Here is a 17,420-nt window from a genome sequence, read left to right as displayed (position 1 = left end):
CAATCCGAGACCACGACGGCCATTTCCGACACTGATCCGGGCGGAGCTTTGTCGCGGGATGTATCCGTCCGATGCGCTGCGACACATGGCGACAAAGCCCGCGTGGCGCGGGGGTTTGATCGCTGTCACGAAGGCCCAAGTGATCGACAGGGCGCCGATGCAGGCGCCACGTCACAGCGAAACAAGGATCGAAACCATGAAAACGACCAAACTCCTGCCGACCGCTTTCCTCGTCACCGCGCTGCTGGGCGCCGGAGCCGCCGTCGCCACCGCGCAGAACACCGCGCCGACCGACCCCGAGATCACGACCACCGAGCAGGCCGCGCCCGAACAGGGGCGCGGCGAAGAGCGCCCCGGCTTCATGGAGCGGATGCGCGGCGATCGTGATGGTGAGCGCGGCGGCAAGGGCCATGGCGAGCGCGGCGGCAAAGGCGGGCGTCACGGCGGCGGCATGATGCTGCAGCAGATCATGACCGAGGCCGACACCGATGGCGACGGCGCCCTGACCCGTGCCGAGATCGACGCCTTCCGCACCGCGCAGGTAAGCAATGTCGACACCGACGGCGACGGCGCGCTGACGATCGAAGAGTTCGAGACGCTGCACAACGACTTCATGCGCGAGCGTATGGTCGATGCCTTCCAGGCGCTCGACGCCGATGGCGATGGCGAGATCTCGACCGAGGAGCTCGACACCCGTGTGGACCGTCTCGTCGACCGGATGGACCGTAACGACGATGGCGCGATCAGCCCGGAAGATCGCCGCCGCTGATCCGCGGAGCACGATCGCCGCGCCATCATCCGGCGCGGCGACCAAAGGCGCATCGAGGGGCATCCCTTCGGTGCGCCTTCATTTATATCGGGCGATCGGTTAGGCCCGCGGTCGCAAGGCGACAACAGGAGGCGGGCCGACATGCTGCCGTGGATTCATCTCGAAACGGCGGTGGCGCCACAGGGCGACACGCTGAGGCTGTTGCGTCGGGGCGAGGAGTTTTCGATCCGCCTCGGTGACGGGAACGAGCTGATGAGCAGCCGCCTGAGCGGTTCCGAGGAGGCGCTGGCCACCCTTGCCTTCGAGCGGCTGTCTGACCGGACCGCGCCGCGCGTCCTGATCGGCGGTCTCGGCATGGGCTTCACCCTGCGCGCCGCCCAAGGGGTGGCACCGCCGGACGCCCGGTTCGTCGTCTCGGAGATCGTGCCCGAGCTTGTCGATTGGGCGACGCGGTACATGGGCCCGGTCTTCGGTGACTGCCTGTCCGACCCACGCGTCGAGGTCCGCATCGACGATGTCGGCGAACAGATCCGCGCCGCCTCGGCCGGCTATGACGCGATCTTGCTCGATGTCGACAACGGCCCAGACGGGCTGACGCGCGAGGGCAACGACGCGCTTTACGGCGAGGCCGGGCTGCGCGCGGCCAAGCGGGCGCTCAGGCCCGGCGGCGTCCTCGCCATCTGGTCGGCCGCCGATGATCCCCGGTTCACACGGCGGCTCGGAAACTGCGGCTTCAAGGTGCAGGCGCAGGGCGTGCGCGCCGGTCGCACCAAGCGCGGCGCGCGGCACATGATCTGGCTCGCCACCCGCCCGGCGGGCTGATCCCGAACCGCGACCCGAGAGCGCGATTGCCGCCGTCCGGTGGAAATTGCCAATTGGCAATCGGCGAATTTCAGAGCGGGTTGGCCTCGGCGAAACGCCGGAAATAGGCAAGGAACGCGCGGTCGGGATCGTCCGCCGGGTCCTTGCCCTGCGACCAGTCCCGCCATTGGCCTTCTATGTTGTAGATATCGTAGCCCGGAAACCGCAGCCGCGCCGTTTCGTAGGTTTCCGTGCGCAGAGCGACCCCCTTGCGGTCGAGCCAGGCGGGCCGGGCGCGCGGCTCGGCGCGCGCGGATGCGGGTGCGGGTGCGGGGCGGGGTGTCTCGGGGGCGCTGTCCTCGGCGGAACGGGCCCGGCGGCCGGTGCTGGCAAAGCTCAGGGCGCGCTCGGCCTTGCCGGTCGCGTCGCCATCCTTGCGCCACCATTTCAGCTCCACATGGGTCACGCTGCGCCCGGTCTTGATCGGCGCGATCTCCACCATGTAATCCGACAGCGCGCAGACCTCGGCCACCGCCGGGTCGATCGCGCGCAGCCGCAGGTTCGACCACGAAGTCAGCTTGCCGCGCGGCACGCCCAACACCCCGCGCAGCCCGTCGAGGGTGAAGGTCTCGGACGACTTCCAGCGCAGGTTGCCGCGCTTTTGCACCATCTCGTAGAGGGTCAGCGCGTATTTCGACGACAGCGCGAACATCACCTCGCGTTGCAGCCGCGCGAATACGGTGGAGTTGCCGATCACCTTGCGCAGCCGCGCCGGGATCTCGTATTCGAACAGCCCGTCGCCGCGCGCCATCTCGACGTTGCCGCCGAGAAGCTGCACCCGCTCGACCGCCGGCTTGCCGTCCCAGATCACCTCCATCTTGACGATCGCGCTCATCAGCCGTTCGATGGACTCGCCGACCCGGTCGTTGGAGTTGTGATTGCCGCGCAGGTCCAGCTTGGAGATGACATGCATCACCGGCTTGTCGATCGCCTCCCAGGCGTTTTCGAGGAGCTGGTTGTAGATCCGCCGGTCAGCAAGCGTCAGGGGCGTCACCTCGACCAGATCGACAAGCTCGCCCGGCTTGATCAGGGTGTCGGCGCTGGGTCGGGCGTCGACCGTGCGATAGGAGGGCTTGGGCAACTTGGCCATGTGGGCGACCGCTCGGATTACCTGTTTCGCTTACTTATGTATGCCCGCGATTGTAAGTCAATCGCTCTCTCCCGATCTGGGGCAAACCCGATACGTAAGGCTTCAGGCAACGCGCGGTGCAGCAGGCGAATCGCAGCACCCTTGAAAACAGGGCTTTGCGGGGCGCGATGATTCTTCCACAGGGCCGCACCCCAAACGTAAGACTTCGCTGTCCCGAAACGTATCGCCAGCCATCCCGAAACGTATCGCCAGCTATCCCCAAAAGTAGGCCAAACCATCCCGAGACGTAAGCCAAAGGGCCTCGGGAGCCTTGCTCCGCAGGGGCGGGGCCGCCATGAACAGAGAACCCTAGAATCCAGAACAGGGTTTTTGGATTCGGTTTTAGGGGGGAAGAGTGCCTTTCGACCCCGTCATGCTACAAATCGGGAGGGGCAGGGCCGAAGCGGCGCGGATATTACCGCACCCTCGGTCCCAGCGGCGCCAAGTGCGGTTTTCGGGACACCCTGCGCGGAGGTTCGGTCTTTGGGACAGGGCAGGGCCCGGAACCGCACTTTACCTCGGCGCGCGAGACAGGCACTTTCCATGAAAAATCGGGGACAGAGAGACCGTGGCAGAGCCAGAGACCCATCCCATCGGCTTGGACGAGATCGACGCGCTGGCCAGCCGCGCCGGGCGGGTGATCGAAAAGCTGCGCGCGCGGGTGTTCTCGCCCGGCACCAGCAAGAGCCTCGATCTGCGCTTCAACGTGCGCAGCGCCGCCGAGATGTGCGGCCGCACCGAAAAGGCGCTGCGCGATGCCGAGGCCGACGGGCGTCTGCCCGAGCCCGAGAAGGACCCCGACACGGGGCGGCGCACCGGCTATTCGCTGGCCGAGGTGAACCGCATGCGCGAGGTCTTCGGCACGCTGCCGCGCCGCGCGCCCACCGATCCGGCCACGGTGCTCGCGGTCCAGAACTTCAAGGGCGGCGTCGGCAAGTCGACCGTGGTGGTGCATCTCGCGCAGTATCTCGCGCTCAAGGGTTACCGCGTCTGCGTCGTCGATTGCGACAGCCAGGCCTCGACCACCAGCGTCTTCGGCCTCAACCCCGACGTCGATGTCGACGAGGAGGAGGACACGCTCTACCCGTTCTTTCGCCATGGCGGCCCGACCAGCCTGCATTACGCGCTACGCGCCACCTACTGGCCCGGCATCGCGCTGATCCCGGCCAATCTCGGGCTCTATGACGCGGAATACGAATTCGCGGCGCGGATGGTGCGCGAACAGGATTTCGTTCTCGACCGGCTGCGCGCGGGGATCGCGTCGATCTCGGACCAGTTCGACGTGATCCTGCTCGACCCGCCGCCGGCGCTCGGGATGATCTCGCTGTCGGTGCTGCGCGCGGCCAACGCGATCATCGTGCCGGCCCCGCCCAACAACATCGATTTCGGCTCGACCGCGCATTTTTTGCGGATGATGTCCTCGACGCTGGGCGAGCTTGCGCAACACGGGGGTGCGCGGGGCTATCATTTCGTCAAGATATTGGCGACCAAGATGAACGACCAGAAGAGCGCCCACATGGCGATCAAGCGGATGATGGACGCGGTGTTTCCGCAAGACATGCTCGGCGCCGTTCTGAAAGACAGCGCCGAGATCGACAACGCCTCGGCCAACCTGATGACGGTCTACGAGCTGACCGGCCCGGCCACGCGCAGCGAGACACACAAGCGCTGCCGGGTCTATCTCGACGCGGTGGGCCGCGAGGTCGAGACCGAGATCCGCAAGACATGGCCGAGCCATCAGGCGGCGCTGCGCAAGGAGGGTATCCTGTGAGCAAGAAGCACAACGACATCTTCGACGACGTTCTCAAGGGGCTTGACGACGGCGACGCCCCGGCCGAGGCGCCCGAGGAGGCGGCGGGCCGCGCGCAGACGCGGTTCCTCAAACGCTCCACCGCCATGTCCGAGCAGGTCACCGGCGGGCGGCAGGAAAAGGTCCTGCGCCTCGTCGATCCGGCGAGCTGCGTGATGTGGGCCGGTCACAACCGGGCCTACGACCTGCTGACGCCCGAGAACTGCGCCGACCTGATCGAGGGGATGAAGGCCCAGGGCCAGCAGGAGTTTCCGGCCATCGTGCGGCGGCTGCGTTCGGCGGGGCAGGGGACGGGGCCGGAGTTCGAGGTGATCTGCGGCGCGCGGCGGCACTTCGCGGTGAGCTGGCTGCGCGCCAACACCTATCCGCAGTTCCGCTATCTCATCGAGGAGCGCGAGCTGACCGACGAGGAGGCGTTCCGCCTCGCCGATATCGAGAACCGCGACCGCGAGGACATCTCGGATTACGAGCGCGCCCGCGACTATGCCCGCGCGGTCGAGGCCTATTACGGCGGCCGCCAGAACCTGATGGCCGAGCGGCTTCAGGTCTCGCCGGGTTTCCTGTCGCGGTTCCTGCAACTGGCGCGGCTCGAACCCGAGATCGTCGCCGCCTTCGGCTCGATCCGCGACATCAAGGAGGTGCATGCGCGCCAGCTTCGCCCGCTCCTCGCTGATCCGGCGCTGCGCCAGGCGGTGCTGGCCGAGGCCCGCGCCATCGCGCAGGAGGAGGGGGCGCTGCCCGGACCTTCGGTGCTGTCGCGGCTGCGCGCGGCGGGCAAGCCTGCGGCGCCGCGCAAGTCCGCCGACACGGTGATCCCGCATCGCGAGGGCGACGTGCGGATCAAGAAGACCGGCAAGGGCTTTGCCATGGAATTCCCCGGCCATCTGTCGGATGCGGCCCTGCGGGCGGCGCTCGAAAGCTTTCTGAAGCTGCGCAGATCGCGCTGATTGCCAATTGGCAATTGCGCTGGCGAGCGGCTCGGCAGGCGTGGAAATGTTTCCGTAATGTTCTTGCGGGATAGATTCCTCAGCGCGCTGCCTCGATGATCTCGGCCAGGACCGAGATCGACAACACGCGGGGATCGCGGGTGCCGGGGATCAGCCCGATCGGCCCGCGAACCCGGTCGATCGCGGGTTTGGCGACGCCGCGATCTTGCAGCCCCTCGCAACGGCGCGCATGCGCGGTGCGGCTGCCCTGCGCGCCGATCCAGAAGGCGTCGCTGTCGAGGGCCGCGGTCAGGATATCCAGCTCGCGCTCGTGGTCGTGAAAGAACAGCACCACCGCCGAGCGCGGGTCGAGCTCTTCGGGTCGGGCGCGGTCGGGCCGGGCGACGGGATAGCCCGCGGCGGCGGCGAGCATGGCAAACCCGTCGGCCTCGGGACCCTCGCCGAAGACCACCATGCGCGGATCGGGGCGCAGGCGCAGATCCGGCAGGCCGGGCAGGGCGAGCGTCGTTTCGCGCCGATCGTCGATCCGCTCAAGCGTGGCGCGCAGCGGCGCGGGATCGCGGATCGGCAGCAGCGTGACCTCGATGCCGCTGCCGCAGGGCAGCCGGATATCGACGAAGGACGACCCCTTGCCGTAGAGGAGCGTGCGGGGGGCGTCGGTCTCGGCCACCTGTTGCGCGTGCAGCGCGAGGTCGCCCTCGATGCAGCCCGATGACAGGCCTCCCACCGGGTCGGCGGATGTCGGGAAGGCCATGAGCGCGCCCAAGGGCCGGTAGAACGCGCCGTCGATCCCGGTGATCATCGCGATCACCCCGCCCGCCGGTGCAAGCGCCTCGAGCATCGGACGCGCCTCGGAGGCCGAAAGGAGCGGCCCCGTCGAAACGGCATGGGCGGGAAACCGGGAGGTCTGGTTCAAGGCGCGCTCCTGCCCGCTGATGCGAGCGGCTCGGAAGGGGGACGGCGGCGGGCAGGGCCCGCCACCGGTCGAGTCAGTTCGCGGTTTCGGTTTCCGTCTCGGCGTCCATATCCGCTTCGGTCTCGGTCTCGGTCTCGGTCTCGGTCGTCATATCACCGGTTTCCGTTTCCATCCCGGTTTCCATCCCGGTCGCGGCATCCCCGGATGCGGCACCGTCCTCGGCCTCGTCGCCGGTTTCCTCACCGGTCTCGTCGCCGGTTTCCTCACCAGCTTCGAAATCGGGGCTGAAACTCACCAGATAGGCGGTGATGTCATGGGCCGTCTGCTCGTCGCGCACCTTGTAGGCCATCTTGCTGCGGGCGCGCGGATCGTCGAGCGCTTCGCGCAGGAAGCCGGTCGGGTCCTGAAGATAGGCCACGGTGTTGTCGACGCCCCAGACCATGCCTTCGATGTCGTCGCTCATGGGCGCGGTGCCGGTCGGGTCCTCGGCGGGGTCCATCTCGCCATAGGCGATGATCGCGTCGCTGTAGCGGAAATCCTCGACCGCGCCGGGGGTGCGTCCGATGACTCCGTGCAGGTTCGGGCCGATCTTGCCGTTGCGCCCGGCAAGAACCTCGCCCGCGTCATTGGCGATGACGTGGCACGACACGCATTGGCGGGCGAACTGCGCCTCGCCCTCGGCGGCGTCGCCGGTGATGTCCTGCGCCATGGCCGCGCTTCCCAGAAGGGCCGTGAATGCCGTGAGGGTGAGGGTCTTCATCGGGATGTCCTTTCGAGGTTTCGACGCGGGACCGGGCAGGAGCAAAGCGCCGCCCCGCTGCGCCGGATCAGGGCCAAAAGCCTTGAGCGCCCGACCCGGTTCCAAGAATGCCGCAACGACAGACAAGAAATTGCGGCGCAATCGGGCGCTCGGCATGGACTTTGCCTGCCTTCGCGCCAGTTAGATCAGCCGAAACCGCGCAGTGGCGGGCGTCTCTCGTTTCCGCTTTCCGCGCGGCCCCGGCTCAAAAAGGAGGCCCTCATGGTCAAACTCATGGTCAACGGCGTCGAACGCGCCTTCGACGGCGACGAGGATACACCGCTCCTGTGGTACCTGCGCGACGAGCTGGGGCTGACGGGCACGAAATACGGCTGCGGCATCGCCGCCTGCGGTGCCTGCACCGTGCATATCGACGGCGCGCCGTCCTTTGCCTGCATCACCCCGGTCGGCGTGCTCGAAGGCGCGCAGGTCAAGACCATCGAGGGGCTGTCCGAAAAGGGCGACCACCCGGTTCAGGAGGCGTGGCGCGATCTCAACGTCGCACAATGCGGCTATTGCCAGGCCGGTCAGATCATGCAGGCCGCCGCCCTCGTCGATCAATACGACACCGTGACCGATGATGACATCGACGCGGTGATGAGCGCCAACATCTGTCGCTGCGGCACCTATCCGCGCATTCGCGCGGCGATCAAGCAGGCGGCGGGTCAGCAGGCCTCGGGAGCCGCGATGGATGCGGACGTTCAGGAAGCGGAGCAGAAGTGATGCGTAACGGGTCGATCATCAATGTGAGCCGCCGCGCGCTTCTGGGCGGCATCGGGGCGGGGGGCTTCGTCCTCGCCGTCGGTCTGCCGCGTCCGAGCCGGGCGCAGGAGGAAGAGCCGGAATTCGGGCGCGACGCCATGCCCAATGGCTGGCGCGACGATCCCAACATCTTCATCGCCATCGCGCCCGACGGCATCGTCACCGTGACCTGCCACCGCTCCGAGATGGGGCAGGGCGTGCGCACCTCGATCGCCATGGTCGTGGCCGACGAGCTTGGCGCCGAATGGGAGAACGTGCGCGTCGATCAGGCGCCGGGTCTCGAAGAGAAATACGGCAACCAGGACACCGACGGCTCGCGCAGCCTGCGGCACTTCTTCATGCCGATGCGCCGCGCCGGGGCCGCCGCGCGCACCATGCTCGAACAGGCCGCCGCCGACCAATGGGGCGTCGATGTCTCGGAGGTGAAGGCCGAAGGTCACAAGGTCGGGCATGCCGGGTCCGGCAAATCGCTGGGCTATGGCGAGCTGGCCGCCGCCGCGATGGATCTCGAGGTGCCCGCGCGCGACAGTCTCGTGCTCAAGGACCCGTCCGAGTTCCGCTATATCGGCACGTCCAAGATCGGCCTCGTCGACAACATGGATATCACCACCGGCAGCACGACCTACGGGATCGACGTGAAGCGCGACGGCATGCTCTATGCCGTGGTCGCGCGTCCGCCGGTCTATGGCGGCCGGGTAGCGAGCTATGACGACAGCGCGGCGCTGGCGATCGAGGGCGTCGAAAAGGTCGTGAAGATCGACGCCTCCGATTTCCCGACCGAGTTCGCGCCGCTGGGTGGCGTCGCGGTGATCGCGAAGAACACCTATCTCGCCATGAAGGGGCGCGACGCGCTCACCATCGAGTGGGACGAAGGGCCGAACGCCGATTACGACAGCGCCGCCTACCACGAGGAGCTGACGCAGGCGGCCGCCTCCCGCGAGGGCAAGGTGATCCGCGACGAGGGCGATTTCGACGGCGCGATCGGTTCGGCCGATCAGGTGGTCGATGCGGAATACTACATCCCGCACCTAGCGCAGGCGCCGATGGAGCCGCCCGCCGCCGTGGTCGAGATCAAGGATGGCCGCGCCGAGGCCTGGGCCTGCACGCAGGCGCCGCAGGTGACGCGGCTTCGTCTGGCCGAACGGCTCGGCCTCGCCGAGGAGAACGTGACCGTCAACGTGACGCTTCTGGGCGGCGGCTTCGGGCGCAAGTCCAAGCCCGACTTCGTGCTCGAGGCGGGCATCCTGAGCCAGGCCATGGACGGCGCGCCGGTCAAGCTCACCTGGTCCCGCGAGGACGACATCCAGCACGGCTACTACCACACCGTGTCGGTCGAGAAGATGCAGGCCGGTCTCGACGCGGACGGCAAGCCCACCGCATGGCTGCACCGCACCGCCGCGCCGACCATCGGTTCGATCTTCGCGCCCGATCCGATGCAGAAGCTGCCTTTCGAGCTTGGCATGGGTCTTCTCAACATGCCGCTGGCGATCGAGAACATCCGCGCCGAGAACCCGCAGGCGGCGGCGCATGTGCGCATCGGCTGGTATCGCTCGGTGTCGAACATCCCGCATGCCTTCGCGATCCAGTCCTTCGTCTCGGAACTGGCCCATGCGGCGGGGCGCGATCCCAAGGACTACCTGCTCGAGGTGATCGGCCCGGCGCGCCAGATCGATCCGACCAATCAGGGCGACGTGTGGAACTATGGCGAGAATCCCGACGCCTATCCGATCGACACCGGCCGCATGGCGGCGGTGGTCGAAGCGGCGGCCGAGGGCATCGAATGGGGCCGTGACATGCAAGAGGGGCGGGGCCTCGGCATCGCCGGGCATTACAGCTTCGTCAGCTATGTCGCCGTGGCCGCCGAGGTCGAGGTGGTGGACGGTCAGGTCGTCGTGCCGCGCGTGTCGATCGCCATCGATTGCGGCGCCAACGTCAACCCCGACCGGATCCGCAGCCAGATGGAGGGCGCGGTGATCATGGGCGTGGGACAGGCGCTGATGACCGAGGTCACCTTTGCCGATGGCCGCGCCCAGCAGGCCAACTTCGACACCTATCTGGTGCCGCGCATGGACGCCGCGCCCAAGCGGATCGACGTGCATATCGTCGGCTCCGACGCCGCCTATGACCGCCCGCTCGGCGGTGTCGGCGAACCGGGCCTGCCGCCGGTCGTTCCGGCCATCACCAACGCGATCTTCGCGGCGACCGGTCAGCGTATCCGGCAGCTTCCGATCGCCGATCAACTGCGCAGCTGAGGGAACCCGAGATGAACAGGACGAAGATCACCGTGGCGGCGCTGGCCGCCAGCCTGCTGGCGGGCCCCGCGCTCGCGCATGATTGCACGGGCCGGATCGACGAGTTCGAGCGCCTGCTCGACACCGCGGCCGAGCAGGCGATCTCCGCCTCCTCGGGCGGTCAGGCCGTCGCCGGCGCGCGCGAGGCGCAGGCGATCGAGGACACCGAGCGCAGCGACGTCGTGCCGGTGCAGGAGACCGAGGAAGAGGTCGAGGCCGTCGAGGACGCCGACGAGGCCGGCAATGGCGGCGAAAAGGTCATTGAGGCTCGCGCCGCGCTTCAGCAGGCGCGCGAGCTGGCCGAAGAGGGCGACGACGCGGCCTGCGCCGAGGCCGTCGACGAGGTCATCCTGACCCTGCTCGAAAACTGAGCCGCGGGCGCGTCGCCGGGCCGGGGTTGTCCCCGGTCCGGCGACGCGCCGTCGGCATCCATCGCGACCCCCATGTTCGGGGCCGCGGCACCGCCTGCGTATTGACAGGCGTCGTGCGAATGCGCCGTTGCGGACGGCCCGGCTTGTCACTGACATGGGGATGACCACCATGACGCGAGACTTTCATGCACAGCGACATCCTCCGCCTCGGCCTGATCGGCGACAACATCCGCGCCTCGCGCTCACCCTTGCTGCACCGCGTCGCGGGCGAGATGCTGGGCCTGCTCACCACCTATGACAGCCTGATCCCCGCCGATCTGGGGCAGGGCTTCGACGCGGTCTTTGCCGAGTGCGCGCGCCGCTATCGCGGCATCAACGTCACCTATCCCTACAAGGAGATCGCGGCGCGCAAGGTCGCGGTCGAGGACCCGTTGGTGCGCGGCATCGGCGCGGTCAACACGGTGCTGTTCGAGGCGGACGGCCCCAAGGGGCACAACACCGACTACACCGGGTTTCGCGCGGCCTATGCGCGGCTGCGCAGCGCGGCCCGCCCCGGCACGGTGCTGATGATCGGCACCGGCGGGGTCGGGCGCGCGGTGGGTTTCGGCCTCGCGGGGGAGGGGGCTGCGGCGTTGCGGCTGGTCGATCGCGATCCGGCCAAGGCCGAGGCGCTGGCCGCAGCCCTACATGCCGCGGCCCCCGGGATGAGGGTCGAGGTGCATGCCGACGCCGCCGCCGCCGCCATCGGGGCCGACGGGCTGATCAACTGCACCCCGCTCGGCATGGAGGGGCATCCCGGCACGCCGCTTGCGCGCGCGGCGATGGCGGGGGCGGGCTGGGCCTTCGACGCGGTCTATACGCCGGAGCAGACCCGGTTTCTCACCGAGGCCGGGGCCGAAGGGCTGCAGATCCTCTCGGGCTGGGAGCTCTATTTCCATCAGGGCGTCCATGCCTCGCGCCTCTTCACCGGTCGAAGCCTCGACGAGGACGCCCTGCGCGCCCGTCTCAGGGACGGGTGAGCGCCGCGGGGCTTGGGCCGAGGTCAGCCCATGTCGGCGATGGCAGCGCGCAGCGCTTGCGCCGTGCCGCCATCGCCCATCGAATGGCCCGCATCGGGGACGTCGACGATGCGGGCGGCATCCCAGCGCCGCGCCAGCGCGTGGGCGGTGGCGGGCGGGCAGAGCAGGTCGTAGCGGGCCTGCACGATGACGCCGGGAATGCCGCGCAGCCGGTCGGCGCGAGACAGCAGCGGCGCGTCGAGAAAGCAGTCGTTGCGAAAGTAATGCGCCTCCATGAAGGGGGTGGCGGGCAGGCCGCGGGCGGGATCGCCGAGGACGGCAAGATCGAGCCGCGTGGCGGCGGGGCGGATCTGCGACAGGATGCGTTCGGTGTCGTGCCATGCCCATGCGGCGGCGCGATGACGCGCGGGGTCGGGATCGAGGATGCGCGCCCAGTAGGCGCCCAGCGGATCGGCGCGCTCGGACGGGGTCAGGAGCGACACGAAATCCTCCCACAGGCCGGGATGAAAGCGCGGCAGCGTGTCGAGGAACACGGTTTCGAGCTCGGCCCGCGTGCCGAGGAACACCGAGCGCAGCACGAGGCCGCGCACGCGGTCGGGATGCGCCTGCGCATAGGCCAGCGCTAGCGTCGCGCCCCATGATCCGCCCACCACCAGCCAGCGGTCGATGCCGAAATGCCGACGCAGGCGTTCGATGTCGGCCACCAGATGCGCGGTGGTGTTGGCGTCGCGGCCGCGCCGGGGCGCAGACCGGCCCGCGCCGCGCTGATCGAACATGAGAAGGCGAGTGCGGGGGCCGAACAGCGCGCGATGCGCGGGCTGGCAGCCGCTGCCGGGGCCGCCATGCAGGAACACCGCCCGAGGCGCGTCCTCGGGGCCGGTCAGCTCGGCATAGATCTCGTGCCCGTCGGTCATCGCGACATGGCCCGCGAAGGCCGGATCAGCCCGCGTCATCGGCCGGTTCCGTCACTGGTTCAAGTGTGCCGCCGGCGAAGTTGCGATAGGTGAAGCGGTCGCTGCCCGCCGCGCTGTCGCGCAGCGCCGCGGCGAAGATCTCCTCGTGGCGCGGCGACAGGGCGCAGGCGGGGTCGGTCGCCCCCGCCTCGCCGGTCAGCGCGAAGGCCTGACAGCGGCAGCCGCCATAATCCTCCTCCTTGTGGGCGCAGCCCCGGCAGGGTTCCGGCATCCAGTCGGTGCCGCGATAGAGGTTGAGCGCGTGCGAATGCTCCCAGATCCACGCGAGGGGGCGGTCGCGCACGCTGTCGAAGTCGAGCGCGGTGATCGTCTCGGCGGCGTGGCAGGGCAGCACCTTGCCCGAGGGCGAGATGTTGAAGAACTGCCGCCCCCAGCCGCCCATGCATTTCTTGGGGCGCGCGGCGTAGTAGTCGGGCTCGACATAGTCGATGACGAGGCGCGGCCCGAGCCGCGCGCGCGCCGCCTCGACCACGGCGCTCGCCGTCTCGATCTGCGCCAGCGTCGGCATCAGGGCGGCGCGGTTCCTGAGCGCCCAGCCGTAATACTGCACGTTGGCGACCTCGAGCCGGGCCGCGTCGAGCGCGACCGCCATCTCGATGATCTCGGGCAGCTGGTGCAGGTTCTGGCGGTGCATCACCGCGTTGACGGTGAGCGGCAGGTCCAGATCGCGCACCCAAGTGGCCGCTTCCAGCTTCCTGGCATGGCCCTTGCGATAGCCGCCGATGCGGTTGCCCAGACCCTCCTCGCTCGATTGAAAGCTGATCTGCACATGATCGAGACCGGCCTCGGCCAGAGCCGCAAGACGTTCGCGCGTCAGGGTCACGGCGGAGGTGATGAGGTTGGTATAAAGACCGACCTCGGCGGCGCGGGCGACGAGGCGTTCGAGATCGCGCCGCACCAAGGGTTCGCCGCCCGAGAAATGCACCTGAAGAACCCCGAGATCGGCAAGCTCGCCCAGCACCCGCAACCAGTCCTCGGTGGAAAGCTCGGCCTGCGCGCGCTCCATCTCGACCGGGTTGGAGCAGTAGGGGCATTGCAGCGGGCAGCGATGAGTGATCTCGGCCAGCACCGCCACGGGGATGCCGAAGCGGGCGGTGGCGGCGGGCGACAGCCCGCCCATGGTGTCGCCGTCCATCATGACGCCTCGCTCATGTCGCGCAAAAACCCCTTGGCCGCGAGATCGTCGAGCATCGCGGCGATGTCGGTCAGGATCGCCGCCCGAGGCGCGTCGTAGCGGCGCGCGAGGGCGGCGGCGATCTCGTCCAGCGTCGTTGCCCCATCGCAGAGCTTCAGCACCTCGACCGCCGTCTCGTCGGGCACCAGCACGCGTTCGGGGGCGAGCAGCACCCAGATGCCGCGCGCGCGGTCGTGCCTGAGCTTTACGAAGCGGGGCAGGGCGGGGCGGCTTTGGGGCCCCAGAGCGGCCCGCGCCTCGCTCATGCCGCCCCCTCCGGCCGGAACGCGCCGGGCGGAGGGTGGCCGGTGACATAGGCGTGGTAAAGCGCGTCGAGCTGCACCCAGAGCACGTCGGTCTTGAAGATCAGCGCCTCGCAGACCAGAGCGCGCGCTTCGGGCGTGCGGGCATGGGTCTTGACGTAGTCGAGGGCGAAGCCCGCGTCGCGCGGCGCCTGCCCGAGACGGCGCTGGAAATAGGTCATGATGCCGGGGTGGATGAAGTCGTAATGCTCCAGCATCCCCGAGATGCGCCGTTCGTGCAGGCTCGGGGCGAAAAGCTCGGTCAGCGAGGAAGCGATCGCTTCGAGCGGCGAGCGGGTGCCGACGAAGCTGACATAGGCGTCGACCGCAAAGCGGGTGGCGGGCAGGATGCCGCGCGCCGAGGTGACATAGCCCTCGTCGAGGCCGAGACCGGTGGTCAGCGCCAGCCAGCGGTCGAGGCCGCCCTCGTCGCCGGGCGAGCCGTCGTGATCCTCGATCCGGTGGCGCCATTCCATCCGGGTCTCGCGGTCGCGAAACCGCGACAGCACCATCGCGTCCTTGATCGGGATCGAGGACTGGTAATACCAGCGGTTCAGCGCCCAGGCCTGCACCTGTCCCAGATCGAGCCGCCCGCCATGCAGCATGTCGTGGAACGGGTGCAGATCGTGGTAACGCGCGGCCCCGATGGCGCGCAGCCGCCGCTCCAGCGCCGCGGCGCTTTCCAGCGGCTCCTCCGTATAGGCAAAGGAGCTGTCGAAGCTCATTTCGGTCATGGGAAGATCTCCTCACCGGCGCGGGGCACCCGCCATCCCGCCGCCTCGGCCTCGGCCCTCTCGGCGCTGTGCGGGCGCAGCAGCGGGTTCGAGTTGTTGATATGCACGAAGAGCTTTCGCGCGATGCCCAGATCGGCGAGGCGGGCGATCGCGCCGTCGGGCCCCGAGACCGAGATATGGCCCATGCGCCGCCCGGTCTTGTGGTGCAGCCCCTGCTCGATCAGTTCGTCGTCGCGCCACAGCGTGCCGTCGAACAGCACCATCGCCGCACCGCGCAGCCGTTCAGCCAGATCCGGAGTGACGCGGCCGCAGGCGGCGATGATGAAGACCTTTGGCCCGCCATCGGTGGTGCCGACGCGCAGGCCCAGAGTGTCGCCGGGGCGCTCCGCGTCGGGCTCCGCCTCGCCTTCGAGATACCATGCGGGCTTGCCCGGCACTTCGAAGGCCTCGACCACGAGGCCCGAGGCGCGGCCATCGGGCAGGCGCGGCTCGAACGGGGCGTCGGGCGCGATCTCGCGGCGGGCGACGAGGTCGGGATGCAGCACGCCGAACAGGCTGTTCTCGGCCAAGACCCCGAGCACGCGGGCGTGGCCATAGATGGTCAGGGGCGTGCCCTCGCGCAGCGACAGCAGCCCCGCCACCGCGTCGACCTCGCCATTGGTGAGGATCACGCCCGCGACCGGGCTGTCGCGCAGCCGCCCCGCGCGCGGGTGCAGGCAGGGCGTGGCGTTGATCTGCTGGCGGATGTCGGGCGAGGCGTTGACCAGGAACCAGTTGTCGCCATCGGCGCTGATCGCGATGCCGGCCTGACCCTGCTGGGTTTCGGGTGCGGCGCGCGCGGCGCGGCAGCCCTCGCAATTGCAGTTCCATTGCGGGAATCCCCCGCCCGCCGCGGCGCCGAGAACGACGATCCTGAGCATCAGGGGCCTCCCTTGGGCCGTGGCGGGCGGGGCGCGGTCGTCACGACCGCTTGGCGCAGGCGTACATGTTGATTTCCATGCCGACTTCGACTTCGACGATGACGGGGGCCTTCCAGGTCATTGGTCACTCCTAGCGTTGCGATCCGCCGGCGGGACCGGCGGCGGGCGGCGATGGCCCGTGACGCCGAGCCTAGCAGCGGCGACGGGGCGTCAGTATTGGCGGAAGGTCGTAGAGACGGCGCGATCCGTCGCGCCCATCGTGCCATGCCGTCGCGGGTTTCTGGCGGGGTGTCTGGCCGGGTCTCTCGAAAATCTTGAAGGACCGTCTCGCGCTGCGTGGTTTCGCACGGGGCGCGGCGCGCTATGCTCGGGGCCGGACAACAGGGGGGCCTCGCGATGGGCGGGTATCTGACGACGCATGTTCTGGACACGGCGCGGGGCTGCCCGGCGGCGGGGCTCGGGGTCGAGCTGGCGCGGATCGACGAGGCGGGGCGCAAGGTGCTGCGCCGCCTTGTCACCAATGCCGACGGGCGCACCGACACGCCGATCCTGCCCGAGGCCGAGTTCGCGAGCGGCACCTACGAGCTGGTCTTCGCGGTGGGCGATTATCTCGACGCCTGCGGTGTCGACAGCAGCAGCCCGCGGTTCCTCGACCTCGTGCCGCTGCGCTTCGGCCTGTCGGAGGCCAAGCACTACCACGTGCCGCTTCTGGTCTCGCCCTTCGGCTATTCGACCTATCGCGGCAGCTGAAACCTGCGGGCCCGACCGCCCGCCAGACCCCGACCGGCCCAGCCGATGGAGAGAGCCATGACCACGCCCAGCTATTTCGCCCAGACGGGAGGCCACCCCGAGCAGACCGCGCTGATGACCGGGCGCGCGGTCTTTACCGAGGCCTATGCGGTGCTGCCGGCGGGCACGATGCGCGACATCACCACGAGCTTTCTGCCCCTGTGGGAGGGCACGCGGCTTTGGGTCATCGCGCGGCCGCTTTCGGGCTTTGCCGAGACCTTCTCGCAATACGTGATGGAGGTGCAGCCCGGCGGCGGTGCCGCGCGCGGCGAGACGGCGGCGGGGGTCGAGGGGGTGATCTTCGTCACCGAGGGCGCGCTCGAGATCGAGATCGACGGCGCGCGCCACGAGATGGGGCCGGGCGGCTATGCCTATCTGCCCGCCGACATGGGTTGGAGCCTGCGCGCCACGGGGGGTGGCCCGGCGCGGTTCCACTGGATCCGCAAGCTCTATGAGCCGGTCGAGGGGCTGGACCGGCCCGACCCGATCGTCACCTCGGACGCGCGGGTGACGCCGACCGAGATGCCGGGCACCGAAGGCCGCTGGGCCACGACGCGCTTCGTCGATCCGTCCGACATGCGCCACGACATGCATGTCACCATCGTCACCTTCCAGCCCGGCGGGGTGATCCCCTTCGAGGAGACGCATGTGATGGAGCACGGGCTCTACGTGCTCGAGGGCAAGGCGGTCTACAAGCTCAACCGCGACTGGGTCGAGGTCGAGGCGGGCGATTTCATGTGGCTGCGCGCCTTCTGCCCGCAGGCCTGCTACGCGGGCGGGCCGGGGCCGTTCCGCTATCTGCTCTACAAGGACGTGAACCGCCACGCCGCCTTTCCGGCGCGGCGCTGAGGCG

At 68.9% G+C, this 17,420-nt stretch carries 19 protein-coding genes; 10 read left to right on the top strand and 9 right to left on the bottom strand.

Going from position 1 to position 17,420, the window contains the following annotated elements; genetic code table 11:
* Positions 1-196: 196 nt before the first annotated feature.
* Entirely contained in the window at positions 197-769 is a 573-nt protein-coding gene (locus ACJASC_RS10560; protein ID WP_415145830.1) for an EF-hand domain-containing protein, read from the top strand.
* 141 nt (positions 770-910) lie between these two features.
* A complete protein-coding gene (locus ACJASC_RS10555) occupies positions 911-1,591 on the top strand; it encodes a spermidine synthase (RefSeq protein WP_415145828.1) in 681 nt (226 codons plus the stop codon).
* 70 nt (positions 1,592-1,661) lie between these two features.
* Here the strand turns inward: ACJASC_RS10555 and ACJASC_RS10550 are convergent, their stop codons facing one another.
* Positions 1,662-2,720: a replication initiation protein gene (locus ACJASC_RS10550; RefSeq protein ID WP_415145826.1), complete on the bottom strand. Its 1,059-nt coding sequence runs from the start codon at positions 2,718-2,720 to the stop codon at positions 1,662-1,664.
* A 607-nt stretch (positions 2,721-3,327) separates the two neighbouring features.
* Here ACJASC_RS10550 and ACJASC_RS10545 point away from each other — a divergent pair.
* Together ACJASC_RS10545 and ACJASC_RS10540 are read left to right on the top strand one after the other, a co-directional pair.
* A complete protein-coding gene (locus ACJASC_RS10545) occupies positions 3,328-4,530 on the top strand; it encodes an AAA family ATPase (protein ID WP_415145824.1) in 1,203 nt (400 codons plus the stop codon).
* Positions 4,527-5,516, top strand: coding sequence for a ParB/RepB/Spo0J family partition protein (locus ACJASC_RS10540; RefSeq protein WP_415145822.1), 990 nt, complete (start codon positions 4,527-4,529; stop codon positions 5,514-5,516). Before ACJASC_RS10545 ends, ACJASC_RS10540 begins: the two co-directional genes overlap by 4 nt.
* 79 nt (positions 5,517-5,595) lie before the next feature.
* Here the strand turns inward: ACJASC_RS10540 and ACJASC_RS10535 are convergent, their stop codons facing one another.
* The gene (locus ACJASC_RS10535) at positions 5,596-6,432 is read right to left on the bottom strand and encodes an XdhC family protein (protein ID WP_415145820.1); all 837 of its coding nucleotides are present in this window, start codon (positions 6,430-6,432) and stop codon (positions 5,596-5,598) included.
* A 73-nt stretch (positions 6,433-6,505) separates the two neighbouring features.
* Entirely contained in the window at positions 6,506-7,192 is a 687-nt protein-coding gene (locus ACJASC_RS10530) for a c-type cytochrome (protein WP_415145818.1), read from the bottom strand.
* A 261-nt stretch (positions 7,193-7,453) separates the two neighbouring features.
* Between ACJASC_RS10530 and ACJASC_RS10525 the strand changes: the two genes are divergently transcribed.
* The 4 genes from ACJASC_RS10525 (at position 7,454) to ACJASC_RS10510 (ending at position 11,674) form a co-directional block, all read left to right on the top strand.
* Positions 7,454-7,954, top strand: coding sequence for a (2Fe-2S)-binding protein (locus tag ACJASC_RS10525; RefSeq protein WP_415145816.1), 501 nt, complete (start codon positions 7,454-7,456; stop codon positions 7,952-7,954).
* A complete protein-coding gene (locus tag ACJASC_RS10520) occupies positions 7,954-10,245 on the top strand; it encodes a xanthine dehydrogenase family protein molybdopterin-binding subunit (protein WP_415145814.1) in 2,292 nt (763 codons plus the stop codon). The genes ACJASC_RS10525 and ACJASC_RS10520 overlap by 1 nt, the downstream gene beginning before the upstream one ends.
* 11 nt (positions 10,246-10,256) lie before the next feature.
* Entirely contained in the window at positions 10,257-10,655 is a 399-nt protein-coding gene (locus ACJASC_RS10515) for a hypothetical protein (protein WP_021694924.1), read from the top strand.
* A gap of 185 nt (positions 10,656-10,840) precedes the next feature.
* A complete protein-coding gene (locus tag ACJASC_RS10510; RefSeq protein WP_415145811.1) occupies positions 10,841-11,674 on the top strand; it encodes a shikimate dehydrogenase family protein in 834 nt (277 codons plus the stop codon).
* Between the two features lie 23 nt (positions 11,675-11,697).
* Here the strand turns inward: ACJASC_RS10510 and ACJASC_RS10505 are convergent, their stop codons facing one another.
* The 6 genes from ACJASC_RS10505 to pqqA are packed head-to-tail and all read right to left on the bottom strand — an operon-like array spanning position 11,698 to position 15,899.
* Positions 11,698-12,627, bottom strand: coding sequence for an alpha/beta fold hydrolase (locus ACJASC_RS10505; RefSeq protein WP_415145809.1), 930 nt, complete (start codon positions 12,625-12,627; stop codon positions 11,698-11,700).
* A complete protein-coding gene (gene pqqE / locus ACJASC_RS10500) occupies positions 12,614-13,783 on the bottom strand; it encodes a pyrroloquinoline quinone biosynthesis protein PqqE (RefSeq protein WP_415145807.1) in 1,170 nt (389 codons plus the stop codon). Before pqqE ends, ACJASC_RS10505 begins: the two co-directional genes overlap by 14 nt.
* Entirely contained in the window at positions 13,783-14,088 is a 306-nt protein-coding gene (gene pqqD, locus ACJASC_RS10495; RefSeq protein ID WP_021694928.1) for a pyrroloquinoline quinone biosynthesis peptide chaperone PqqD, read from the bottom strand. The genes pqqE and pqqD overlap by 1 nt, the downstream gene beginning before the upstream one ends.
* Positions 14,085-14,849 carry a pyrroloquinoline-quinone synthase PqqC gene (gene pqqC / locus ACJASC_RS10490; RefSeq protein WP_415145981.1) on the bottom strand — a complete coding sequence of 255 codons (765 nt, stop codon included), beginning with the start codon at positions 14,847-14,849 and terminating at the stop codon, positions 14,085-14,087. The genes pqqD and pqqC overlap by 4 nt, the downstream gene beginning before the upstream one ends.
* Positions 14,850-14,854: 5 nt before the next feature.
* On the bottom strand, positions 14,855-15,778 hold the full coding sequence (gene pqqB / locus ACJASC_RS10485; RefSeq protein ID WP_415145805.1) for a pyrroloquinoline quinone biosynthesis protein PqqB: 924 nt from the start codon (positions 15,776-15,778) through the stop codon (positions 14,855-14,857).
* 40 nt (positions 15,779-15,818) lie between these two features.
* Positions 15,819-15,899 carry a pyrroloquinoline quinone precursor peptide PqqA gene (pqqA, locus tag ACJASC_RS10480; protein ID WP_045320211.1) on the bottom strand — a complete coding sequence of 27 codons (81 nt, stop codon included), beginning with the start codon at positions 15,897-15,899 and terminating at the stop codon, positions 15,819-15,821.
* Between the two features lie 275 nt (positions 15,900-16,174).
* Between pqqA and uraH the strand changes: the two genes are divergently transcribed.
* A complete protein-coding gene (gene uraH, locus ACJASC_RS10475; RefSeq protein WP_415145803.1) occupies positions 16,175-16,528 on the top strand; it encodes a hydroxyisourate hydrolase in 354 nt (117 codons plus the stop codon).
* A gap of 57 nt (positions 16,529-16,585) precedes the next feature.
* A complete protein-coding gene (locus tag ACJASC_RS10470) occupies positions 16,586-17,416 on the top strand; it encodes a bifunctional allantoicase/(S)-ureidoglycine aminohydrolase (protein WP_415145801.1) in 831 nt (276 codons plus the stop codon).
* The last annotated feature ends 4 nt before the right edge of the window (positions 17,417-17,420 follow it).

The sequence above is a fragment of the Limimaricola cinnabarinus genome, from assembly GCF_047631075.1.
GTDB lineage: Bacteria > Pseudomonadota > Alphaproteobacteria > Rhodobacterales > Rhodobacteraceae > Limimaricola > Limimaricola cinnabarinus.
This window is presented reverse-complemented; position numbering and strand designations above follow the sequence as displayed.